21 protein-coding genes are annotated in these 21,852 nt (G+C 69.9%); 11 read left to right on the forward strand and 10 right to left on the reverse strand.

Going from position 1 to position 21,852, the window contains the following annotated elements; genetic code table 11:
• Positions 1–149: 149 nt before the first annotated feature.
• Both ACFRCG_RS46605 and ACFRCG_RS46610 read right to left on the reverse strand, forming a co-directional pair.
• The gene (locus ACFRCG_RS46605; RefSeq protein ID WP_380042757.1) at positions 150–686 is read right to left on the reverse strand and encodes an NUDIX hydrolase; all 537 of its coding nucleotides are present in this window, start codon (positions 684–686) and stop codon (positions 150–152) included.
• 31 nt (positions 687–717) lie between these two features.
• The gene (locus ACFRCG_RS46610) at positions 718–2,055 is read right to left on the reverse strand and encodes a transcriptional regulator (protein WP_380042758.1); all 1,338 of its coding nucleotides are present in this window, start codon (positions 2,053–2,055) and stop codon (positions 718–720) included.
• 167 nt (positions 2,056–2,222) lie between these two features.
• Here ACFRCG_RS46610 and ACFRCG_RS46615 point away from each other — a divergent pair, with 167 nt between their 5' ends.
• The gene (locus tag ACFRCG_RS46615; protein WP_380042759.1) at positions 2,223–2,435 is read left to right on the forward strand and encodes a hypothetical protein; all 213 of its coding nucleotides are present in this window, start codon (positions 2,223–2,225) and stop codon (positions 2,433–2,435) included.
• 659 nt (positions 2,436–3,094) lie between these two features.
• On the opposite strand, the gene ACFRCG_RS46620 is transcribed toward ACFRCG_RS46615, so the two are convergent.
• The gene (locus tag ACFRCG_RS46620) at positions 3,095–3,499 is read right to left on the reverse strand and encodes a hypothetical protein (RefSeq protein WP_380042760.1); all 405 of its coding nucleotides are present in this window, start codon (positions 3,497–3,499) and stop codon (positions 3,095–3,097) included.
• A gap of 80 nt (positions 3,500–3,579) precedes the next feature.
• Between ACFRCG_RS46620 and ACFRCG_RS46625 the strand changes: the two genes are divergently transcribed.
• The gene (locus ACFRCG_RS46625; RefSeq protein ID WP_380042761.1) at positions 3,580–4,419 is read left to right on the forward strand and encodes a GntR family transcriptional regulator; all 840 of its coding nucleotides are present in this window, start codon (positions 3,580–3,582) and stop codon (positions 4,417–4,419) included.
• An 88-nt stretch (positions 4,420–4,507) separates the two neighbouring features.
• Here ACFRCG_RS46625 and ACFRCG_RS46630 read toward each other — a convergent pair whose 3' ends face one another.
• Both ACFRCG_RS46630 and ACFRCG_RS46635 read right to left on the reverse strand, forming a co-directional pair.
• Complete coding sequence (locus ACFRCG_RS46630) at positions 4,508–4,882, reverse strand: PH domain-containing protein (RefSeq protein ID WP_078979150.1); 375 nt, start codon at positions 4,880–4,882, stop codon at positions 4,508–4,510.
• A 49-nt stretch (positions 4,883–4,931) separates the two neighbouring features.
• Positions 4,932–6,104 carry a PLP-dependent cysteine synthase family protein gene (locus tag ACFRCG_RS46635; protein WP_380042762.1) on the reverse strand — a complete coding sequence of 391 codons (1,173 nt, stop codon included), beginning with the start codon at positions 6,102–6,104 and terminating at the stop codon, positions 4,932–4,934.
• A 167-nt stretch (positions 6,105–6,271) separates the two neighbouring features.
• Here ACFRCG_RS46635 and ACFRCG_RS46640 point away from each other — a divergent pair, with 167 nt between their 5' ends.
• The 5 genes from ACFRCG_RS46640 to ACFRCG_RS46660 all read left to right on the forward strand — a co-directional run bounded on the left by ACFRCG_RS46640 (position 6,272) and on the right by ACFRCG_RS46660 (position 11,611).
• Complete coding sequence (locus ACFRCG_RS46640; RefSeq protein WP_078974894.1) at positions 6,272–6,781, forward strand: SigE family RNA polymerase sigma factor; 510 nt, start codon at positions 6,272–6,274, stop codon at positions 6,779–6,781.
• Positions 6,782–6,870: 89 nt separating this feature from the next.
• Positions 6,871–7,959 (forward strand): hypothetical protein, encoded by a 1,089-nt coding sequence (locus ACFRCG_RS46645; protein WP_380042763.1) that lies wholly within the window; start codon positions 6,871–6,873, stop codon positions 7,957–7,959.
• Positions 7,960–8,140: 181 nt separating this feature from the next.
• The gene (locus ACFRCG_RS46650; protein ID WP_380042764.1) at positions 8,141–9,511 is read left to right on the forward strand and encodes a DUF2252 domain-containing protein; all 1,371 of its coding nucleotides are present in this window, start codon (positions 8,141–8,143) and stop codon (positions 9,509–9,511) included.
• An 88-nt stretch (positions 9,512–9,599) separates the two neighbouring features.
• Positions 9,600–11,060, forward strand: a complete 1,461-nt coding sequence (locus tag ACFRCG_RS46655; protein ID WP_380042774.1) for an AlkA N-terminal domain-containing protein — start codon at positions 9,600–9,602, stop codon at positions 11,058–11,060.
• Positions 11,057–11,611 (forward strand): methylated-DNA--[protein]-cysteine S-methyltransferase, encoded by a 555-nt coding sequence (locus tag ACFRCG_RS46660; protein WP_380042765.1) that lies wholly within the window; start codon positions 11,057–11,059, stop codon positions 11,609–11,611. The genes ACFRCG_RS46655 and ACFRCG_RS46660 overlap by 4 nt, the downstream gene beginning before the upstream one ends.
• A 38-nt stretch (positions 11,612–11,649) precedes the next feature.
• On the opposite strand, the gene ACFRCG_RS46665 is transcribed toward ACFRCG_RS46660, so the two are convergent.
• Positions 11,650–12,435 (reverse strand): hypothetical protein, encoded by a 786-nt coding sequence (locus ACFRCG_RS46665; protein ID WP_380042766.1) that lies wholly within the window; start codon positions 12,433–12,435, stop codon positions 11,650–11,652.
• 341 nt (positions 12,436–12,776) lie between these two features.
• On the opposite strand from ACFRCG_RS46665, the gene ACFRCG_RS46670 reads away from it, so the two are divergent.
• Positions 12,777–13,982 (forward strand): DUF4073 domain-containing protein, encoded by a 1,206-nt coding sequence (locus ACFRCG_RS46670; RefSeq protein WP_380042767.1) that lies wholly within the window; start codon positions 12,777–12,779, stop codon positions 13,980–13,982.
• On the opposite strand, the gene ACFRCG_RS46675 is transcribed toward ACFRCG_RS46670, so the two are convergent.
• From ACFRCG_RS46675 to ACFRCG_RS46685, 3 genes are all read right to left on the reverse strand, one after another.
• Positions 13,983–15,065: a hypothetical protein gene (locus ACFRCG_RS46675; RefSeq protein WP_380042768.1), complete on the reverse strand. Its 1,083-nt coding sequence runs from the start codon at positions 15,063–15,065 to the stop codon at positions 13,983–13,985. It abuts the gene before it with no gap.
• Between the two features lie 34 nt (positions 15,066–15,099).
• Complete coding sequence (locus ACFRCG_RS46680) at positions 15,100–17,013, reverse strand: IucA/IucC family protein (protein ID WP_380042769.1); 1,914 nt, start codon at positions 17,011–17,013, stop codon at positions 15,100–15,102.
• 694 nt (positions 17,014–17,707) lie between these two features.
• On the reverse strand, positions 17,708–18,130 hold the full coding sequence (locus ACFRCG_RS46685) for an ATP-binding protein (RefSeq protein WP_078974902.1): 423 nt from the start codon (positions 18,128–18,130) through the stop codon (positions 17,708–17,710).
• A gap of 242 nt (positions 18,131–18,372) precedes the next feature.
• On the opposite strand from ACFRCG_RS46685, the gene ACFRCG_RS46690 reads away from it, so the two are divergent.
• Positions 18,373–18,867: a hypothetical protein gene (locus ACFRCG_RS46690; RefSeq protein ID WP_380042770.1), complete on the forward strand. Its 495-nt coding sequence runs from the start codon at positions 18,373–18,375 to the stop codon at positions 18,865–18,867.
• A gap of 82 nt (positions 18,868–18,949) precedes the next feature.
• Positions 18,950–20,512 carry an MDR family MFS transporter gene (locus ACFRCG_RS46695; protein ID WP_380042771.1) on the forward strand — a complete coding sequence of 521 codons (1,563 nt, stop codon included), beginning with the start codon at positions 18,950–18,952 and terminating at the stop codon, positions 20,510–20,512.
• Here ACFRCG_RS46695 and ACFRCG_RS46700 read toward each other — a convergent pair.
• Positions 20,474–21,013: a hypothetical protein gene (locus tag ACFRCG_RS46700; protein ID WP_380042772.1), complete on the reverse strand. Its 540-nt coding sequence runs from the start codon at positions 21,011–21,013 to the stop codon at positions 20,474–20,476. The two genes, ACFRCG_RS46695 and ACFRCG_RS46700, sit on opposite strands and share 39 nt — an antisense overlap.
• A gap of 69 nt (positions 21,014–21,082) precedes the next feature.
• Here ACFRCG_RS46700 and ACFRCG_RS46705 point away from each other — a divergent pair, with 69 nt between their 5' ends.
• Positions 21,083–21,604 carry a hypothetical protein gene (locus tag ACFRCG_RS46705; RefSeq protein ID WP_380042773.1) on the forward strand — a complete coding sequence of 174 codons (522 nt, stop codon included), beginning with the start codon at positions 21,083–21,085 and terminating at the stop codon, positions 21,602–21,604.
• The last annotated feature ends 248 nt before the right edge of the window (positions 21,605–21,852 follow it).

The raw sequence follows: 21,852 nt of genomic DNA on the forward strand, positions 1-21,852 counted from the left end.
GCGACGACTGCGGCGTGTGCGGCGTCCCAGCGGGCCTGGGCGTCGGTGAGGCTGGGTGTGCTGTCGTGCGTGTCGTGCATCCGTGCGACGCTACCCGCCGGGTCCGACACCGCGGCGGTGGGCGCGGCCGGCGTCCGGGTGGCGTGGCCTCAGAGCCCGCGAAGTCGGTGCAGCATGAGCAGGGCGGCCACGGCGTTGGCGGAGCGGATCTCCCCGCGCGCGACCAGGTCTGGCACTTCCTTGAGCGGCACCCACTCGACCCGGTCCGACTCGAACGCGTCCTCGGGCTCGCCCACATGCTCGCCGCTGTCCGACCAGTAGACGTGGTGGACCGCGTCCGAGAGGCCGTTCGAGGGCTCGACGCTGAGCAGGTGCCGGAGCGGGCCCGGTCGCCAGCCGGTCTCCTCCAGCATCTCCCTTGCGGCGGCGTCCTCGACCGTCTCTCCCGCCTGTTCCTCGACCACTCCGGCGGCGAGTTCCCAGCCCCAGGTGTCGGTGATGAACCGATGGCGCCACAGCAGGAGGACCCGGTCCTGGTCGTCGACGATGGTCGCGAGCGCGACGGGCCGCTGCCGGATGAGGTAGTGGTCGAGGTGGCGTCCGTCGGGGAGTTCGACGTCGGCGAGGCGGATGGTGAACCATCGGTTGCCGTAGACGTCGGTCTCGCTGTGCTTGATCCACTTCATGCGCGTCTCCTCGCGGGCAGGGTGCTGCCCGTCAGTAGGGCATCGCCAGGACAGTCTCGACCTTCTCGGCCACCTCGCGCACGGCCGGCACGCCCGTGTGGGGTGCGAGCTTGCGGTGCATGCCGTGGAGGCGATCGGTGAGGCGCCGGGACTCCATGCCCTGTGCGGCGTCCAGGGTGGCCGCTGCGGATACCGAGGCCCGGTCGAGATCGCGGCAGGCCACCGCCACTGAGGTGAGGGTGGCGAGTCGGTGTACGCGACCGCGGGCGTGGGTCTGTGCATCGACCGCCTCCTCGGCGTACCGGAGCGCGGGCCGATGGTCACCGAGGCTGAGGAGCGCTTCCGCGCCTTGCGCCTCGACCAGGCCGGGCTGGACGTAGCCGGTTTCGGGCGGCTCCTCCGCGCGCCGGATTCTGCCGTATGCCTGCTCGGCGCGGCCAAGGCTGTCGCGGGCGGCGGCGGGATGCCGCATGCGGGCGAACGCCTTGGCCTGCATGGCGAACAGGTCGGCGGCGAGTCCCGGGGAGATGTGGGGGCCGGCGGTGCGGAGTCCCGCTTCGGCGAACGCGGTGGCCTGCCGGTAGTCGCGCAGGTAGATGGCCTGGTTGACGAGCAGGGCGATGACGTAGCCGCCGAACGCGTGGTCGCCGGACGCCTTCGCCATGCGCAACGCTTGGTGGAAATAGCGCTGGGCGAGCCCCTGTTGGTCGGAGTCGTAGGAGCAGATGCCCGCGACCGCAACCAGGCCGCCTGCGGCACGGAACAGCTCACGGCCGACCCGGTCGGGGTAGCTGCCGCGCATGGCCGGCGTCACCTGCTCGGCAAGGAACCGGATCACGCGCGGCCGGGCGGCCAGGCCGCCGACCTGCTGGTACATGCGCACGTAGTGGCCGCGGGCGCCGCGCAGCATCTCCAGGTCCTCGGCTCCGACGCGGGCGGGTCCGCGGTGGGAGACGTCGGCGTCGTGGGGCGGGTTCTCCCACTCCCACACCGGGGCGATCGCGGCCATGCCGGTGACGGCCGGGGTCTCCTGTGCGGTGGGCGCGTTGCGGTGGTCGGAGGTCCACAGGGCGGGCGCGCGCTCGACGAACGCCGGCAGGGCGGTCCCGGCCGCCCCGTCCGTGCCGGTGTCGAGGTCGATGTCCTGGGGTGTGATGACGCGGCCCAGGCGCTCACTGAGGACGGCGCACACCAGCTCGACGGAACGGCCGCGCGGGCGCTGGCCTTTCAGCCACCTGCCGACGGAGGTGTGGTCGTAGCGGAGAGGGATGCCGGATGCCGCGCCGAGGTCGTTGACGCGTTGTGCGAGTCCGGCGCGGGACATGCCCGCGTCGTCGAGTGCGCCTGCGAGCAGGTGGTTCGGGCTCATCGGGTCCCCTTGTGTCGCATGTCAAGCCCTGGCTGTCGAGCCTAACGATTCGCGATTCACACCCTGTGTGAATCGCCCACGCGGACGGCTGGTTCTCACACCTCCCGCGCCCACCACCGATCGCGCGAGGCTGTCTCCACGGCAGTCGACCAGGCGAGGAGATCTCGGTGACGTACAGGCCGCTCATGGTTCAGGTGCTGGCGTCGGGCGACGTGGTGCGACCCATCCGGCTCATGCTCGATGTCGGTGACGAGGGCGACGCCTCGGGCTACGACCTCGACCGTGACCAAGCTCGGTTCCTCGTGCACCAGTTGCAGGTGGAGCTGGCCGAGACGTCCCGGCTCCCGCCTGCCGGTCGACTCTCGAACTCGGGCGGCTGACAAGCCGCTCCTCCTGCCGCGATGCACGGGCATGCTCGCGGCCTCCGGCCCGGCCCGCGACCCCCACCGCGTCGCCGGGCCGGCCCCCAGCGGGCCGACCGCATCATCCGTTCTGCGGACGGCCCTGGCCCGGCGAGGTTTCGCATACGCCGCCGGGCCCCACACCCCCGCCCGGTCGTCGTCACCCCGTCGGCGGCCGGGCGGGCACCCGCGGGGCTGCGGCTGGTTCACCGCAGCCCCGCATCCACCACTCACTCACGATGGAGACCACGATGGCCGACCGACCGCTCCAGCGAGGCGACAAGGTCGAGTACGACCCCCCGAGCGGCCGACGCCTGGCGGGGATCCTCCTTACGGACGACCCTGAGGCGGATGTCCTCGAGGTGCTCGGGTATCCGCCTCACCCCCAGCGCTGGACCGCTCCTCGTGCGGACGTGCGACCGCGGCGCGCGGACATCTAGGCCGGGCCTGCTCCGTGACCGAGCGGAGTCGGCCGACCGCATGATCTTGCCCAGTCACATGCCACAGGGCTAGGAATGTGGAGCGCGACATTCCGGATGGATCACACCGGGGGCACACAGACCACCGTCCGACCGGGCGGTGCCGCACGGGCGGGGTCTGAGCTACGCAGGCAAGGGACCCCGCCCGATTCCCTCGTTCTACTCCATCCAGGTGATTCGCGCACGCATGATGACCAACCCATCTGGCTCAACGCGGTGTTCCAAAGATTCCGTGAGTCCGTCTACGACAACCAGCCGCGGATACTCGGCCAGGTCGGTCGCTTCAACCGCCCGTGAGCGTTGCCGTTCGTGTGAGATCACCACGACGGTGCACTCTCCCGAGGAAGGGATGAGGTCCACGCTGATGGTGCCCTCTGCTCCTTGCGCCAAGGCTTCGGCAATGAGTTCCGAGGTGACGTATTCGACAGGTCGTACGCCCGCTACGGAACCGAGGGTGAGACGAACCCAGGCGCGAGCCAAACCCCCGCTCTCGGGCGTTGCCGGGATGGTCAGCCGTGCGGAATCCAAGAGGGTTCTCCAGCCGCCGAGGCCTCTGATGGTCACACACCGTACACGTTGTAGGCATAACTGGAAGCCCTTGCTAAAGCTGACATCCTTAGTCACGCCGAGTGGCAGGAGGAGTCATGGCCGGTGTCCCGCATGGGGAGACGCCCGCCTATATGCGAGTCGCGAACGCGCTGCGCGAGCGCATCCAAGCAGGCGAGTTTCCCCCGGGGTCGCGCATCCCCTCACGCGCCGAGATCACCGCGACGTACCGCGTTGGCAACACGTCGGCCCTGGAGGCCCTGCGTGTACTAACCAGCGAAGGTCTGGTCGAAGGCCGGCAAGGCAGTGGGACGTACGTGCGCGCCCGCCGGGCGGAGGTGCACCTCGTGCGCCACTGGACTGAGGACATCGGGCATCGCATGCCCTACACGATGGCAATGGCCGAGCGGCCTGATGCCTCGCCGACTTGGACGGTGAACACCGAGACGCATGCCGCAGCTCCCGAGAACATCGCGCACCGTCTCGATATCGCGCCCAACGACCGCTGCGTGCGCAGCGTGTATCTGTTTCGTATCGACGGCGATGTGGTGATGTGGCACTCGAGCTGGGAACCCTACGCCATCACGGCCGGCACCCCGATCCTGCTGCCCGAACGGGGTCCCCTTGCGGGCGCCGGCGTACCGGCGCGCATGGCGGCGATCGGACACGTGATCACGCACACGATCGAGGATTTGACTGCCAGGCCGGCACTGGCCGAGGAGGCCAGGGTGCTAGAGGTCCAAACCGGGACCAGCCTGCTGGTGATTCGGCGAACGTGGCGTACGGACGCGGGCCCGGTCGAGACGGCCGACATCCTGATCCCCGGCGGCATGAACGAGGTGCGCTACGAGCTTCCGGTCCGCGATCCCGGTGCTCAACGCCAGGAAACGCCCAGGGACGCCACAGGGATTTCCGGGACTCCAGAGGGACGAAACTAGCTCTCGTGAGTCAACGCGTGCAAACGCCAGGGAACGGTATTAATGCAGATCACCTGGCATTCGCACACCTCGTCCACAGGCCAGCGGCTCAATGCATGATGTAGTGCAGGATGACGTCGTGCACGTGCCGGCCCTTGTCGTCGCTGCGGAACTCCACGCTGTAGGTCTGCGTGCCGACGTGGATCGCGATCTCGCTGGAGCTCAGGTAGGAGCCGGTGAAGCTCTTGTTGGAGACCATGCTGACGCTGCTGATCTTCGAGTAGGGCAGCGAGGTGATCGCGACCTTCTTGCCCACGAAGCTGTTGTCCTGGATGATCGCGCGCCGATCGGTCAGGCCGATGAACCCGGTGCCGACACCCTTCGCGTCGTAGACCGCGATGATCTGCTCGCCCGGGAGCAGACCGCTCTGGATCTTCTCCAACTGCTCACGCTTGTCGAAGACGACGTTTCCCGCCCCGCTCATCCCGTGCTCCTCCCGGTGGACCTGCGACACCCAGCCTAAGGCCGCCCGATCAGCGCCATTCGCCCGTGTCGTGGAAGTGGGTCAAGGTCGCCTCGGATGCGGTGAGATCCAGCTCCTGGCGGGCCAACCACTCGTCCGAGTAGTACGAGTGCGCGTAGCGCTCGCCGCCGTCGCACAACAGCGTCACGATCGAGCCGGTACGCCCCGCGGCGCGCATCTCGGCGACCAGGCGCAGCGCGCCCCAGAGGTTGGTGCCGGTCGAGCCGCCGGCCTTGTGGCCGGTGCGGCGGTGCAGTTCGCGCATCGCCGCCACCGACGCGGCGTCGGGGACCTTGATCATGCGGTCGACGATGTTCGGCATGAAGCTGGCCTCGACCCGCGGCCTGCCGATGCCCTCGATCCGCGACGAGCACGGCTCGGCGTACGCCGGGTCATGCGTGCGCCACCCCTCGAAGAAGGCCGAGTTCTCGGGGTCCACGACGCAGATCTTGGAGTGGTGTCGGCGATAGCGCACGTAGCGGCCCATCGTCGCGCTGGTGCCCCCGGTGCCGGCGCCGACGACGATCCACTCGGGGATGGGGTGCCGCTCCTCCGACATCTGCTCGAACACCGACTCGGCGATGTTGTTGTTGCCCCGCCAGTCGGTGGCGCGCTCGGCGTAGGTGAACTGGTCCATGAAGTGGCCGCCGGTCTCCGCCGCGAGCGAGCGCGAGACGTCGTAGACCGTGGCGGCGTCGTCGACGAGGTGACATCGTCCGCCGTGGAACTCGATCAGCTCGATCTTCTCGGGGCTGGTCGTGGCGGGCATGACCGCCACGAAGGGCAGGCCGATCTGGTTGGCGAAGTACGCCTCCGAGACGGCCGTGGAGCCCGAGGACGCCTCGATCACGGTGGTGCCCTCCTCGATCCACCCGTTGCACAGGGCGTAGAGGAACAACGACCGCGCGAGGCGGTGCTTGAGCGAGCCCGTGGGGTGGGTGGACTCGTCCTTGAGGTAGAGGTCGATGCCCCACTCGGTGGGCACCGGATAGGCGAGCAGGTGGGTGTCGGCGGAGCGGTTCGCGTCGGCGCTCACCTTGCGGATCGCCTCGTCCACCCAGTCCCGGGTCTTCGTGCTGAAACGGTCCACATCGTTGCCCACCGGCGTCACGTCGACTCCCCTGGCTGGTTCCTGGCCCCCGTGCCGGGCGTGGATGACGAGGGCTGTGGGATCGATGGTCATCGATCGCCGCCCAGGCTACGGGCCGACCCGCCATCTGCGGGACCAACCCCTTGAAAGGCCTATGAGCTGCACATACGTATTCTCGGCCGGAACGTGTGACGTGTCGGGGGGTCCGCCGCGTCTATGGGGTGGGTACGCGCGAGGGCGCGTAGGGACGAGGAGGGCCTATGGCGGGCTTCGACGCTGAGCCGGCCGATTTCCTGGAGTTCGCCAACGCGTGCAGCGGTCGGCTGTTCCGAACGGCGTGGCTCCTGTGTGGCGATTGGCATCTCGCCGAGGACCTCGTGCAGACGACGCTGGGCAAGCTGTACCGGGCCTGGAAGCGGGTCAGCCGGGCCGACAGCCCGGAGGCGTACGCGCGCACCGTGCTCACGCGTACGTATCTGTCCCATCGGCGCAGGCTGAGCAGCACCGAGCAGCCGTACGCGGACTTGCCGGAGGGCGCCGGTCCCGAGGAGGACCAGGCGTTGCGGCTGACCCTCCTGAAGAGCCTGGCCGAACTGCCGCCCAAGGATCGGGCGGTGTTGGTCCTGCGCTACTGGGAGGACCTGAGCGTGGAGCAGACGGCACGGCAGATGGGCGTGTCCGAGGGAGCCGTGCGCAGTAGGTCCATGCGGGCGCTGGAGAAATTGCGGAGCCTGCTCGGGAGCGAGTCCGGCTGGCTTTCCGCCGCATGAGGGGTCGACGAGTGCACCGCCGGCACGGCCGTACGGCTGGTGAACGAGACGACCCGGGTTCATACGGATGGCGAGGAGACGGTACGTCTATGGGTTCCGAGGAAAAGGAACTGGCGGCCGCGATGCGGACGTCGGCGTCGGGGCTGGTGCCCCCGACGGGATTGGTCGCGGGCGGCATCGCCCGAGGCAGACGGATGAAGCTGGTCCGCCGTCTCCAGGTGGGCGCGTCCGCCGCGGCGGTGCTCGCCGTGGCGGGCACGACCGTCCTCGCCGTCTCCGGCGGGGACGACGGTGGCGACCGGCATGTCACGGGCCCGGCCGGCATCGCGACGGAGATCCCCGCCCCGCCGACCGCGACGGCGCCCAAACCCGGGCCAACCCTGTCCGCACCGACCGGCCTGGTGCCCGTCCTGCCGCCGGTGCTGCTGCAAAACCTCCTGCAGCGTGTGCCGCAGGGCCTCTTGCGCTCCGGAGTCACCGGATCGGATCAAACCGCCAAAACCTCCGCGGGCATCCACAGCGCGGGCTCGTCGGTCTCGTTGGTCCTCGACGACTCGTCCGGCCCCACTTTGTTCTCGGTGACGGTACGGCAGGACGCCGAGAAATCCGACGAGCCCAACTGTCCGCCGCAGGACGGCAGCACCAAGGCCACGTGCACGGACCGCAAGACGGGGAACGGCACCCGTGTGGTCGAGCGTCAGGACTGGGTCTACCCCGCGTCCGCGGACACCCCGGCAAACCGTGCCGACGGCAAGGCCGGTCCGTCGGGAAGAGGACCGAGGGACTGGTCCGTGCGCGTCGAGCGCCCCGACGGCGTCGTGGTCGAGATCAGGGAGATCGCCTCCCGCGAGGAGAAAGGCCCCATCAGCCGGGAGACGCCGATCTTCCAGATGGACACGTTGCGCGGGTTCGCGCTCGATCCGGTCTGGAGGGTATGGATCCCACCCGAGATCAACAAGATCGCCGACAGCGCCCTGCCGCTGTTCGTCCGCACTTCTTCCTCGGGCGCGAAGTACGAGCCGCCGCCGCCGAACACGCCGTCCGGTGCGACGGGCGGCGGTGGGACGGTCCCGCCCGCGGAACCGTTCACGGGAACATGGTCGGAACACACCCGCGGCACCGCGCCGGGGTCCGCGTCTCCCAGCACGTCGACCCCCGGCCCTGGAAACGGCGGCTGAAGATCTCCGCCGCCTGTCGGGCATGACCCGGCGGTGTCCGGGCAGGCGCCGGACGTCGAGCCCCCGAGCGCCTCTGACTCCCCCTCACGCTTCGGGGGCTCGATGCCGCCCGCAGCCGGACGTCTGGGATCCTGACGCGGGGTCCTGCCGACCCCGCGGATACTCGAGAGAGGCGGTCGCGATGACCGGGGGCATAGGTATCGGTCTGGGCGGCGTGGGGTTCGAGGGTGGCTACGCGCAGTACGGCCCGACGGACGCCGAGGAACGTGCCCGGCACATCCTGCAGGTCTTCGACCGCGCCTTCGGCGCGCTGATCGACGGCGACGCGGCGGCGTTTCGGGTGAAGTTCCGCAAGATGGCCGCCTCGGCGTTCGCGTTCTACCGGGGCACGGCCTGCCTGTTCTACGCCGACCTGGACGGCCGCGAGGATCCCTTCCTCGACGAGCGCACCTCGCGGGTGTGGATCCACGGCGACCTGCACGCCGAGAACTTCGGCACGTACATGAACGCGGACGGCAAGCTCGTGTTCAACGTCAACGACTTCGACGAGGCGTACGTCGGCCCCTGGACCTGGGACGTCAAGCGGTTCGCCGCCAGCCTGGCGCTGATCGGGCACGGCAAGGCGCTGAGCGACGACACCATCGCGTCCCTGGTCGCCGCCTACGGCGCGGCCTACCTCGACCAGCTTCGCCTGCTGACCGACAAGACCACGCCACAAGACTCCGCGCTGACCCTGGCGACGACCGAGGGTCCGCTGCTGGAGGTCCTGCGCCGCGCCCGCCTGCAAACCCGCATCGAGTTGTTGCGCTCGGAGACGGTCGTGGCCGACCACGAACGGCGGTTCGCCTTGTCGGGCGGCGCGTTCGAGCTGCCGGACGATGTCAAGGCGACAGTCCTGGAGGCATTCGGTCGCTACCTCGACACATTGCCCCCCGCGACTCGGCAGCGGCCGGACACCTACGACGTCAAGGACGTCGTGGGTCGGCGCGGAGTCGGCATTGGCAGCGCCGGTCTGCCCTCGTACAACCTGCTGATCGAGGGGAACACGGAGGCGCTGGAGAACGACGTGATCCTGTACATGAAGCAGGGCCAGACGCCTTCGGTCAGCCATCACGTCACCGATCCCGAGGTGCGCTCCTACTTCGAGCACGAGGGACACCGCACGGTCATCTCCCAGCGCGCCCTGCAGGCGCACGCCGACCCGTGGCTCGGCTACACCGACATCGACGGGATCGGACAACTGGTCGCCGAGGTCTCGCCCTACGCGAACGACCTGGACTGGTCCGACCTCAACGAGGTCGACACGATCACGGAGGTCGTGGAGTACCTGGGCCGCGCCACCGCGACGATGCACGCCGTCGCGGACGAGGAGAGTGGTCACACGCTCGTACCCTTCTCGACCGAGGACGCCATCCGCACGGCGATCGAGCGCGACGAGGACGGCTTCATCACGTCGCTGGTGGACTTCGCACACGCCTACGGCGCACGCGCCCGGGCCGACCACGCGATCTTCGTGGACCTCTTCCGCAACGGCCTGATCCGGGGTCTGTAGCCCCGCCTCCAGGCCCGGAGGGGCACCCACGCCGGCGTCCGATTCCCGCCGGCCCCCGGGTCGGGAACGGGTGACACTGGTCGACGTGATGGACGACGAGCAGTGCTACCGAGCGTGCAGCAGCCGGGACAGTCGGTTCGACGGCTGGTTCTACATGGCGGTCACGAGCACCGACATCTACTGCCGGCCGAGTTGCCCCGCGGTCAAGCCGAAGCGGGAGAACGCGAGGTTCTACCCCTCCGCGGCGGCCGCGCAGGCGGCGGGTTTCCGGGCGTGCAAGCGCTGCCGTCCGGACACCTCGCCGGGATCGCCGGAGTGGGACGTGCGCGCCGACGTGGTCGGCCGGGCGATGCGCCTGATCGCGGACGGCGTCGTGGACCGCGAGGGTGTCGGCGGCCTGGCGGGCCGCCTCGGCTACAGCGACCGCCAACTGAACCGCCTGCTGATGGCCGAGGTCGGCGCGGGCCCCCTCGCGCTGGCCCGGGCCCGGCGGGCGCAGACGGCCAGGGTCTTGTTGGAGACCTCCGATCTCCAGATCGCACAGGTCGCGTTCGCGGCCGGCTTCGCGAGCGTGCGCCAGTTCAACGACACGGTGCGCGAAGTGTTCGGGCGCACTCCGACGGAGGTGCGCGGGCGCGCCGGCGCGCGAGGCGTGGAGCCCGGCGAGATCCGGCTGCGCCTGCCCTACCGGGAGCCGATCGCGCTCGCACACGCGCTCGACTTCCTGGGACTGCGGGCGGTGCCCGGCGTCGAGGAGTACGCGGACGGCGTCTATCGCAGGGTGCTGTCGCTCCCGCACGGCACCGGAGTGGTCGAACTCTCCCCCGGTCCCTCCTGGGTGTGGTGCCGGCTGGTCCTGGCCGATCTGCGCGACTTGGGCGCCGCCGTGCAGCGCTGCCGCCGCCTGCTCGACCTGGACGCGGACCCGCTCGCGGTGGACGAGGCACTGGGCAACGCCGAACTCGCCGACGGCGCTCTGACCGCCCTGGTGCGGGCCACGCCCGGGCTGCGCTCGCCGGGCCATGTGGACCCCGACGAACTCGCCGTGCGGGCGGTGCTCGGCCAGCAGGTCTCGGTCGCGGGCGCGCGCACGATCGCGGGTCGACTGACCTCCCTGTACGGCAAGCCGCTGCCCGCACCTCAGGGCACGCTCACTCACGCCTTCCCGACGGCCGCCGCGCTGGCGGACGCGGATCCGGCCGACCTGCCGATGCCCAACGCACGTAAAAAGGCGCTCTTCGCGCTCACCGGCGCACTCGCGTCCGGCGCCGTTCGCCTCGACCCGGGGGTCGATCGTCGGGCCGCCGAGGCGGCTTTGTTGGCCCTTCCGGGCATCGGCCCCTGGACGGCGTCGTACATTCGACTGCGGGCACTCGGCGATCCGGACGTGTTCCTGCCGACGGATCTTGGCGTCAAGCACGCGCTCGCGGGCTTGAACCTCACGATCTCGGCGGCGCAGTCGTGGTCCCCGTGGCGCTCGTACGCACTGCACCACCTGTGGGCGAGCCTGTCCGCAACGTCCACCGTCTCGGTGAAGGAAGTCGCATGAACCAGGACGCCCTGTTCGAGGCCGTCGAAGCGCCCGACCCCAACGTGCCTCCCGCCGTGTTCAACACCCCCCTCGACGGCCCTCGCCGATACGCGACGATGGACTCCCCCGTCGGCGAGCTGCTCATGATCGGCGACGGCCGCTCGCTCACCGCCCTGTTCATGGGCGCGACGCCAAAAGCGGACTGGGTGCACGATCCCGGTGCGTTCGGTGAGACGAAGGCGCAGTTGAGCGCTTACTTCGCCGGCGAACTGCGCGAGTTCGACCTGCCGTTGGCGCCGGTCGGCACGGCCTTCCAGCTCAAGGTCTGGTCTGCCCTGACCACCATCCCGTTCGGGCACACCATGTCCTACGGCGGCCTCGCGACGAGGTTCCTCGGCCAACCGACCGCCTCCCGAGCGGTCGGGCTCGCCAACGGTCGCAACCCGATCAGCATCATCATCCCGTGCCACCGGGTGATCGGCGCGAACGGCACGTTGACCGGCTACGCAGGCGGACTTCCGCGCAAGCAACGCCTGTTGGCCTTGGAGAACGTCCGCGTCACGGGATAGCGGGGCCGCCCTCGACGACACCACCGCGCGCACGGGACTCACGACTGGAACGCTCGCCGCACGAGCGCGGCCACCCGTCCCCGGCGGAGCGTGTCGTGCCAGGTGAAACGCAGCACCAGGGCGCCCACGAGGGCGAGTTCGTTGGCCCTGGCCCGATCGCGAAACAGCGCGTCGGGCCGCGAGTGCACGTCCACCCCGTCCGCCTCCGCGAAGACGGGCCGCAAGCCGGTGAGCCACGCGAGGTCCACCCGGGCCCGACCGCCGCCGGGCAGGGCGACCTCGTGTTGCAACTCGTCCGGCGCGACCCCGCCGCGCACGCAGTCGAGCCGTACCCGCGACTCCAACGGGCTCTCGGCTCGCCCGTCCGCGATCGCGAGCAGTGGTCGCACCCGGCCCGCGCCGGGACGGCCCGCCGACGCCCGCTCGATCCCCGCGAGGTCCGCCTCCTCCACCAGCCCCAGGTGCAGCGCCGAGTCGAGCACCGCGAGACCTTCCTCGGGCGACAATCTCGGGACGAGGTCGGCGAGCGTGCGCACCGGCGTCGTCACCGGCAGGCCGTCCACCGTCACGGTCTCGTCGGCTCGCAACCGGCGGCGATACGCCACGATCCCCGGCCCACCACGACGCGAGGCGGTGTCGGGCGTCGCCACGTGCGCACATGCCTCGTGTGGCACGCCACGCATCCCGTGCACATGGGCCGCACTGTGCAATACGGCGACGGCCCGCTCTCCATACGCCGCGAGCCCGGCGCGCAACAACCCGCGCGAGGAGAGCACACATCGATCGGCATCGACGTGCCCCACGCCGCGTGCGATCTCGCGCACCTTCCCAGCGTTCACGAGCCTTCGCCACACCTGTCCGGACACTCCGGCGGATGTCGCTCGTTCCCGTGTCACCACTCCGTCGTACTGCCATGCCAGCTCCCGCAGGACTCGTAGGGCCTCTTCCATTCCCGGATCCTGGTCGGTGCGGCCGGCCGCGTGCTGCCGGCGACGGGGAGCTGTGGACAACCGGGCACTTGTGGACAACTTGAGGCGCACTTTGCCGGATTCGTGGATGATCTTCAGCTGCTCGACATCTTCATGATCATCGAGGGCCGCCGAACGGCCGGCCCCAACCGGTGTGATGGGCGCGTCCCCCGCTGCCTCCTGTCCCGAGGATCGCCATGCCCGACATCCGCAAGCACCGGCGCGTCGCCGCCGTGTGCGCCGCGCTCGCCCTCACCGCGGGCGCGAGCGCCGCGTACGCCGAGAGCCGCCCCGCCCCCCGCGCAGCCGCCCCCGCGAGCGCGGCCCCCGCCGCGCCCGCCAAGGTGTCCTTCAACGTCGTCAGCGACGTCCAGGGCGACCTGGCGGACTTCGGCCGGGCACTCGACCAGATGAAGCTCGTCAACCCCGACAGCCGCGCGCTCGTGGTCAACGGCGACATCACGCCGCGCGGCTACAAGGCCGAGTACGACCAGGTGAAGCAGGTCCTGAACTCGCGCCCGCACCCGGCGAACACGTACTTCACGATCGGCAACCACGAGTTCTACGTGCCCAAGTACTGCAACCCGGACAAGCTGTGCCAGGAGACCTGGCCGAACGGCACGACCGAGCAGTCGCTGTTCCAGAACTTCTACGACTTCACCGGCCTCGACAAGGTCTACTACGAGCGCGTCGTCGACGGTATGCCGATGTTGTTCCTCGGCACCGAGAAGTACATGAAGTACAGCGACCCGTCCAAGTGGGACGAGGTGTGGTTCAGCGAGGAGCAGTTGACCTGGCTCGAGCAGCGGATGAACTACTGGGAGGCGCAGGGCAAGCCCACGTTCGTGTTCTCGCACCACGTCCTTCCGGACACGGTGTCGGGCACGCGCAACAAGCTCTACAAGTCGGACTACCTCCAGGCCGACCGGCTCATGAGCATCCTGGGCGCCCACAAGGACGCCGTGCTGTTCACGTCCCACACGCACTGGGATCTGAACCTGTCCGACTGGGCCGTGCGCAAGGTCGTGCCGGGGAGCGGCAACCTCGAAGGCTTCACGGTCGTCAACACCGGCGCCGTGCAGACCCAGTGGACCGACAACGGCTCCGGCGGCGAGAGCGCGCTGGACGGGCTGGAGAACAGCGGGCTTCAGGTCGAGGTCGCGAACGACCGGGTGACGATCAAGGCACGCGACTTCCGGCGCAACCAGTGGATCAAGGAGCTGAACGTCCAGCTTCACACCAAGTGCGCGGCGGCCAAGCCGTGGACGGAGTCGATGACGTACAACAACGGCGACACCGTGGTGTGGAACAACCGCACCTGGCGCGCCAAGTGGTGGACGCGCGGTGAGACGCCGGGCACGACCGGCCCGTGGGGTGTGTGGGAGGACCAGGGCGCCTGCTGATCAGCTGCGACCGAGCCGATGGGGGTGGGACCGTGCCGCGGGCGGTCCCACCCCCATCCGTGTCGCCGAATCCGCGGACAGCGGTGGGATGACGGCGCGGGCCACGTGTTCTGCGCGTCGGTCGAGCGCACGCGAGCGCCACCGGGCCCCGGCACGAGGTCCGGCCGTTGTCGGACCGGGCGGCGCGGGCGGGACTTCCGCCGCGAGAGCCGGCTCCGCGTCGGAGGTCGAGGTCACCGGCATTCGAGGCGGCCCGATCGTGGGTTCGACCCGCACGAGGGTGAGGTCGCCGTCGGCGAGCACACCCGCCCGCCGGCGCGCGGTCACCCATCGGGCGAGTTCCGAAGGGCCGCTTGCCGCCGGTTCCCGCAGCTCCTCCCACGGCCGGCCGCCCGCCAGCGCCGTGCGCAGGAACCACGCGCCCGCCGTGTCGTTGGCGACGTACAGCAGGTCGCGGTCGGTCCAGGTGCCCCGCGCGCATCGCACCCGTCGGGCGACCGCCTCGGGATCCGCACCGTTGCTGGTCGCGACATCCATTCGCCGAGAGGTGGGGAACACGCGCCAGAGTCGGTCGCCGCGGACCTGGAAAAGGTACGCGTCGCCGAGCACGGCCGCGGCCCACTGGCCCCGTCCCGACAGCCACGGGTGCGGTGCGAGGTGTGCGGCGAGGACCGCGGACGCGTGCGCCCCACGGGTCAACTTGCGGAGTTCGTAGGGCTGTACCGGCATCGCGCGCCGGTCCCGCTCGACCAGGTAGCGCCTGGTCAGATCGGGCCATCGGTCCGCCGCCCGCGCCAACACATCCGCGAAGCCCGTACCTCCGCACAGCAGCGGTGTGGGCGCCGCCCCGCAGGCGCGGACCAGGAGTTCGGCCCAGCGCCGTGCGAGCAAGCTCTCCGCGGCGCCGTCCGCGAGTGCGACGCGCAGTGCGCCGGGTCGGTCCACCCGGGCTCTTCTGCAGGCGGGCCCGGCCGGGGTCAAAAACCCCCGGCCGGCGCCGTCACCGATCCAGACCGCGTCCTCGTACTCGAGTGGTTCGCCTTCGTGCCGGTGCAGCGCCAGGACCGTGACGTTCGCGCGCACCGTGCCGTCTCCTCTGTGGTGGTACGAGAACCTCTCAGCCGCGTACGTCCGCGATCGGGTTGGGGATGTCGACGTAGACGGACTGGGTCTCCAACGGGACTTCGAGTTCGTCGAGACCCGCGACGCGGGTGAGCAGGTTGGCTTTGCACCGCAGTGTGGCACCGTCGAGGAGGCGGTCCACCAGCGGGCGCCCGGCCGGGTGATCGGTGCGGGTACGCACCAGTCGGTCGCGGAAGATCGCGATCAACGCCTGTTCGTCGGCCAGTCCTTGCGCGCCCATCGCGCCCACCAGACCGAGCACGTTGTTGATCGCCAGGTAGTAGCCGAGCCGTTCGTCGATCACATGATCGGGACACCACGTGCCCAGATCCCGACCCGCGCCCGGGAGCCAACGCGCCAGACGGGCGCCCCGTTCGGCGGAAAAGTAGTAGCCCTGGTTGCCCCGATAGCGACCGCCGATGGGGCGGCCGTCGGTGTCCAGTACGACCATCGTGTTCTGCTGATGCGCCTCCAGGCCCAGGCCGTATTCACCGTGCAACCACAGGATCGGCGCGACCAACACGTCCAGATAGCGCCGAAACCACGACTCCGCCGTCTCCCGCAGCGGTGTCGCGGTGCGCGCGGCGAGCGTGTACAGCACATCGGCGAGCATCGACCTGCTCCGCGCCAGGTCCGGGCGCGGAGCGGCCAGGCCCGCGATGCAGTGCACACGATCGCGCGGGCCGAACGGGTTGTCCCGCACCACGAGTTCGAGCCCGGACTCGCCACGCCCACCCGGGATGTCGACGGCGATCCAGCCCAGGTCGCGCAGCACGTCGAAGCCGGGATGGGCCGAATGCATGACCCGCTTGAGGCCCGCGTCGAGCATCCGGTGCACCGCGAGACCGCGGCGCAGTTCACTGCGGTGGTTCTCGCGCCGGGAGTTGGTGATCTCGACGCCGAGCGAGGTCTTGAGCATCACGGGCGCGCCGGAGCGGTACACCGTGCGCAGCGAGGATGTCGCCGACCAGGCGGGGCCGCCGGGTCCCAGGTCGCGCAGGAGGCCGCGATCCAGGAGGGCCGCGATGCCCGGGCGGGCGAGCACGTCCCGGGCCTGCCACGGGTGCGCCGGCAACGCGACCATGCCCGGGGGCAGGTTCACGTCGCCCTCGGCGAGGCCGGCGAGAACGACCGGCACAGGCCGCCCCAGGTCGCCGTCGTGAACCGCGACCGAGGGGTCGACGGCGAACCAGTGCAGCGGGAACGAGCCGCGGAGTTCCGGCGAGTAACGCGTCGAGGATGGTCCGTACATCCCCTGCCGGGATGTGGGTGAGGGGTGCATCGGGTGACCGAGCACGATCGACTGCTCGGTGCTCAGGAACGGTGTGTTCCCGGCAATGTCCTCGGGTGACTTGCGACGCTCGGAGAGGTGGTGTGCGATCCGCCGGGTCGAGTCAATGACCCGGTCCGTCATGTCGGCGATCGCGGTGATCGAACCGATGCGACCGTGCGCGGCCTCGATCGCGAGCAGGACCGCGAGCGTGGTGGCGTCCAGTGCGACGCCGCTGCTCAGTCGGACCGGTCCGAATCGGTGCATGCCCGTCTCGGACCGATACAGGATCGGCGCGACGACGGTGCTGGCGGTCGCGGGCAACGGAAGCCGTAACGGGCCGTCCGCCGGTACCACCGTCCCGCTCTCGCGGATGCGGCAGCGCAGCAGATTTTCGATGGCCGCGTGATCGGCGGCGCGCGCCGGCACGGGATCGAGCAGCGGATCGGTCGAGACCCGGTCACCGGGGCCGGAGAGCCGCGCGACGCCGAGTACCGCGCCGGTGCGCGGATGTTCGGGTTCGACGTGGGCCGGATGGTCACGCGCCGGCGAGGGCTCGTCGCAGGCGGGCCCCGGGGTGGGCTTTCGAGGGCTGCCCGGTCGCGCCGGCTCCGGAAGCGCCTCCGCGGATGTCGACATGTGCGGTACGTACCTCCCCTGGTCTGCACGGCCGTGGGTCGGACTACGGTTCGGATCGTGGACGCGGTCCATTCGCCACCGCTCCGAGGGACGTTCACCGTACGGCAATCCGTCGGTTATCAGAATCATGTCCCGCAACGGGCCCGCGTGTGCGGGCTTTGCGCGATGGCGACCCCTCGTCATGATCCGCGACTCCGGCGGGCACGGCATCGACGGCGGATGCGAACCGCCACCCGAAACGTGGTCACCGAGCGGTCCGGAGGACTCCTCCGCACGATACGAACCTCCCGGTAAAAGCGACGTCGACGGCCGGAACAGGCGGTTCCGAGCCGGTTTTCCGTCCGCCCGCGCCGGCCCGTGAACATGCCGGTGAGCCTGGGGGCGGATCCGCCCATCCGCCGGCGTGGCGATCGGGACGGACGAGGGGAAGCCACGCGGCGCACCCCTCACTTCCACAAGGAGCTTGCACCACTTCGGGACGCCTCGGGGCACTTGTGGAGGATATCCCTGCGACGACCGCCTGATCCGCCGATCGCCATCACGCGTCGCCGTCATGCGGTTACGATACGAATGCCCTTGTCCCGCAGGGGCGCCGTCACCGTCCGACTCGTCCGATCTCACGTGTGCTTACGACGAGTTCGTCCGCACGCGCTCACCATGGGCGCGGTATGCCCGCGCCGTGCCGGGAAGGGGATCAGGCGACCGGCCACGGCAGGATCACCCACAGCGTCTTGCCGTCCGGGTGGGCCTCTATGTGAATCTGACCGGCGAGTTCGGTGACGATGTTGCGGACGATCAGCAGGCCGCGGCCCGACGTGTCGTCGACCGTTTCCAACAGGGCGACCGGACGGTAGGGATGGCGGTCGCGCACACCCAGCCACAGCCAGCCGTCGTGCACGGTGCACGTCACCGAGACCTCCGGTGACAGTACGGCCGCGTGTTCGACGGAGTTGGTGATCAGTTCGGAGGCGACCAACTTGAGGGCGTAGCCCAGGTCGTGCCCGTAGGGCAGTCCCCAGTAGGTCAGATGGTCGGCGAGGGCACGCCGAGCCTGTGCGACGGAGGCGGGTTGGGCGGGCAGGGTGAACCAGCAGGATCGCTCGTATCCCGTTCCCATGTCACCCCTTTCGGCACCGCGCCTCAGCGTACTGACCGGCGCGCTTGCGGGCGCACGGTTGACGATTCGTCATATCGCTACGATTCGATGATCGGTCGCGTGTGTGAGCGAAGGTCGACATGGGCAAGACCATCGCAGTCCACGTCCCTCCCGGCGTGTGATTGTGAGCGCCGAACAACGGCATTCCTTCGCGAATGACCGAATTGTGCACGGTGCGGATTCCAGAAGGGTGACTACCTGTGGTGGAAGATCTCGATGCCGTCGAACAGGCCATGCTGGCCAATCTCCTCGACGGTCGGCGGCCTCGTCGGCGCAGTTCGGAAACGCCGACCCGGTCCAATCGACAACACCAGCCGCCGCAGCAGCGCCGTCAGGCGCAGTCGGTGCCGCGCGCGGTCATCCCGGCGCCGGCGCCCACCGCGGCTCCCAATCGGGACGCTACGCGCGTACTCGACATCGGTCGGGTGATCAAGCAGATCGACCCCCGGACCACACCCGAGCAACGCCACGCGATGGCGACGAGTTGGACCCAGCTGGACCTGACGGCGGCCCAGGTGTTGGCCTGGCTGACCGCCGGCATCCTGCCCACCGAGTACAAGCTCGCGGCCGCGTGCCTGGAGCGAGGCCTGACCCCGCAGGACATGAAGACCCGCCTCGAGGGCGTACGCGTGGTGGAGCGACTGCGCAGCGAGGGCGTCGACGGGGTGGTGGCGCTGCTGCGCAGCGGTGCCGCGTAGGCGGGCCGCATCGAGGCACATCGCGAGCCGGGCCGGGGATGATCATTGACATGGTTCATTACCCAGCCTAGCTTTTAGCGATGTGAAGGATTCGGGGGCGGGTACCGCCGCCCCACCCACTCTGACGCATCGCCAGATCTTGCTGGTCTTTTGCGGGTTGATGCTCGGCGTCATGCTGGCATCGCTCGACGCGACCATCGTTTCGACGGCGATGCCGACGATAGTCGCCGACCTCGGCGGGCTCGAACATCTGGCGTGGGTGACCACCGCGTACACCCTCGCCACCGCCGTCTCGATCCCGCTGTACGGCAAGCTCGGTGACGTACACGGCCGCAAGCGGCTCTTCCAGTTCGCCATCGTGGTCTTCCTCGCGGGCTCGATGTTGTGCGGAATCGCCCAGTCGATGGGGACCCTGATCGCCTTCCGGGTGATCCAGGGGCTCGGCGCCGGCGGGCTCATGAGCAACGCGCAGGCCATCATCGGCGATCTGGTGCCACCTGCGGAGCGCGGTCGCTACCAGGGGTTCATCGCGTCCACGGTCGCCTTCTCGACCGTGTGTGGGCCCCTGATCGGCGGCTTCTTCACCGAGGCGCTGTCGTGGCGGTGGGTGTTCTATGTGAACATCCCACTGGGCGCGGTGGCTCTGATGGTCACGTCGGTGGTGCTCAGGCTGCCGCGCAAGGCGTATACCAAGCGTCCGTTCGACCGGTGCGGGCTCGCGCTGCTCACCTGCGGGACCAGCGCCCTGATCCTGTTCACCAGCTGGGGCGGAACGCAGTACGCCTGGATCTCCGCGCCGAGCCTGGCCCTGGCCGGCACGGCGGTCGCCATGCTCGCGGCATTCGTCCTGGTCGAGCGGCGCGCGGCCGATCCGTTGATCCCCTTGCGGCTGCTCTCGCGCAATACGATCGTGCGCGTCGCATGCCCCCTGACCATGGTCACCGGGTGCCTGACCATCGGGATGAGCACCTTCCTGCCGATCTACCAGCAGATCGTGCGCGGTCACGGGCCCACCGAATCGGGGCTGCTGCTCGCGCCGATGATGCTCTCGATGATGGTCTGTTCGACCCTGACGGGTCGATTGATCTCGCGGATCGGCAAGTACAAGCGTTTTCCCCTGATCGGCACCCTGCTCGCCGCGGCTGGGCTCGCGGTGTTGTCACTGCTCGGCACCGACAGCCCGTATTGGCATTTGCTGATCGGACTGATGGTGCTGGGATTCGGCCTCGGCACGATCGGACCGGTCACCACACTCGCGGTGCAGAACTCGGTCGACCAGGCCGACATCGGCGTGGCCACCGGCCTCAACTCGTTCGCGCGCTCGATCGGTTCGGCGCTGGGCGCGGCCGTGCTCGGAGCGGTGTTCGCGCACGGGCTCGCCGACGGCGCCGTCGCGGGTGGGGCCGGCGAGAGCGGCATGGGCGTGACGCGGCAGGCGATCGACGCGTTGCCGGCGGGGCAACGGGAGGCGACATTGACCGGATTCGCGGACGCTCTGGACGCGGTGTTCCTCGCCGCGATCCCGATCGCGGTGCTCGGCTTCGTACTCGCACTGCTGCTGCGGGAGATCCCGCTGCGCCGGGGACCGAAGCATCTGACGGCCGCGTCAGCGGACAGCGAGCGCAAGCTCTCCGAGGCCGGCTGACAGATCGCGCAGGTCCTCCGCCGCGTCCCAGGCCCAGTGGTGGGGATTGGTGGCGAGCGCCTCGTCGGTCTCCAGTCGGCGCAACGCGAGTCCGGCCAGGTCCGGGACCAGTTCGTGGTGGCCCCGCTCGTTGAGTCGATGTAGCACCGCCACCACGTCGCACACACGTCGGGTCAGGCTGCGTTCGGGAACCCCCTCGATCAGCCGGGACAGGCCGTAACCGGCCATCAGGCCCAGGATCATGCCGCGTATGGCCGGCAGGTCGTGCCGCTCCCGCACCGGTTCGAACCGGCGCCACCAACGCGCCCACGCCTCCGGCTCGGTGGTCGCACGGGCCTCGAAGGTGGTACGGCGTGACGGCGCGGACGAGGAGCGCGTGGATCCGGCGCGCATCAACCGTTCGAGCGCCGCGTCGACCGCGGCCTCCAACTCTGGATGCGGCGAGGGCACGCGGTCGGTGTCTCGAGCCTGCTCGGCGGCCGTCACAGTCATCGTCGTCATGCGATGTATTGGAGCGGAGTGTCGCGTTGCCGCGCCCTGTGATCACTCGAACGAGGGACACTGTGTCGTATGAACGAGTGGGAGCTGTGGCGCCAGGACGACAATGGCGCACGTTTCCGGATCCGGGGTTACGCCGACCGGGTCGGCGCGATCGCCGGGCGGTTGGTGATCGAGTCCGGAATGCCGCACAAGCAGGTGTACTGGGTGGCCGGGCCACGCGTCCCGACCTGCCCGACGCCGGTCGACGCCGCAGACCTGATCGAGGCGCTGTCGGCGACTCCGGAGCCGTCGGCCACCGCGTTCCTCGACGCGTTTCGACGCGTCGGCGAATCGTTGCGAGACGATGGTCGGTTGGAGCCCGACACCATCGCGGCCGTGTTCCGCGCCGCGTGGGACACCGCCGAACCCGCCGCCGGAGAGCGGAAGTCGGGTTCCGATGCCGAATCCAGGCGTGCCGACGATCCCGTGTCCACACTCGGCCGGGCCCGGGAGCATCTCACCCACGCCGCCGTCACGTTGCGGATTCGGGACCCGCAGGCGGTCCTGCGCTGGCAGGATCTGCTCGACCTCGTGACACACGTGCCGCGCTGACGGCGGTCGCCGGGCAGATGGTCGCCGGGGGGGCGACGCCGCGGGGGCAGGGACACCCATCGACTCAGGGGGGAATCGATGCGCGAGCCCCAGGCCGGCGATCCGGCGCGGATCGGGCCCTATACGATCCATGGCCGGCTCGGCGCCGGCGGGATGGGACGGGTCCATCTGGGCCGATCGCCCGGTGGGCGGCCCGTCGCGGTGCCCACCGCTGCGCCGCGTCTCACCGCCGAACTCCGGCGGTGAGA

This window comes from Embleya sp. NPDC056575 (assembly GCF_042793325.1).
Lineage (GTDB): Bacteria > Actinomycetota > Actinomycetes > Streptomycetales > Streptomycetaceae > Embleya.

Bases quoted from the DNA above. Each gene is read 5' to 3' on its own strand.
- ACFRCG_RS46660 (WP_380042765.1), top strand. From the start codon at position 11,057: ATGAACCAGGACGCCCTGTTCGAGGCCGTCGAAGCGCCCGACCCCAAC.
- ACFRCG_RS46680 (WP_380042769.1), bottom strand. From the start codon at position 17,013: ATGTCGACATCCGCGGAGGCGCTTCCGGAGCCGGCGCGACCGGGCAGC.
- ACFRCG_RS46650 (WP_380042764.1), top strand. From the start codon at position 8,141: ATGACCGGGGGCATAGGTATCGGTCTGGGCGGCGTGGGGTTCGAGGGT.
- ACFRCG_RS46705 (WP_380042773.1), top strand. From the start codon at position 21,083: ATGAACGAGTGGGAGCTGTGGCGCCAGGACGACAATGGCGCACGTTTC.
- ACFRCG_RS46685 (WP_078974902.1), bottom strand. From the start codon at position 18,130: ATGGGAACGGGATACGAGCGATCCTGCTGGTTCACCCTGCCCGCCCAA.
- ACFRCG_RS46605 (WP_380042757.1), bottom strand. From the start codon at position 686: ATGAAGTGGATCAAGCACAGCGAGACCGACGTCTACGGCAACCGATGG.
- ACFRCG_RS46610 (WP_380042758.1), bottom strand. From the start codon at position 2,055: ATGAGCCCGAACCACCTGCTCGCAGGCGCACTCGACGACGCGGGCATG.
- ACFRCG_RS46645 (WP_380042763.1), top strand. From the start codon at position 6,871: ATGGGTTCCGAGGAAAAGGAACTGGCGGCCGCGATGCGGACGTCGGCG.
- ACFRCG_RS46630 (WP_078979150.1), bottom strand. From the start codon at position 4,882: ATGAGCGGGGCGGGAAACGTCGTCTTCGACAAGCGTGAGCAGTTGGAG.
- ACFRCG_RS46625 (WP_380042761.1), top strand. From the start codon at position 3,580: ATGGCCGGTGTCCCGCATGGGGAGACGCCCGCCTATATGCGAGTCGCG.
- ACFRCG_RS46635 (WP_380042762.1), bottom strand. From the start codon at position 6,104: ATGACCATCGATCCCACAGCCCTCGTCATCCACGCCCGGCACGGGGGC.
- ACFRCG_RS46655 (WP_380042774.1), top strand. From the start codon at position 9,600: ATGGACGACGAGCAGTGCTACCGAGCGTGCAGCAGCCGGGACAGTCGG.
- ACFRCG_RS46640 (WP_078974894.1), top strand. From the start codon at position 6,272: ATGGCGGGCTTCGACGCTGAGCCGGCCGATTTCCTGGAGTTCGCCAAC.
- ACFRCG_RS46700 (WP_380042772.1), bottom strand. From the start codon at position 21,013: ATGACGACGATGACTGTGACGGCCGCCGAGCAGGCTCGAGACACCGAC.
- ACFRCG_RS46670 (WP_380042767.1), top strand. From the start codon at position 12,777: ATGCCCGACATCCGCAAGCACCGGCGCGTCGCCGCCGTGTGCGCCGCG.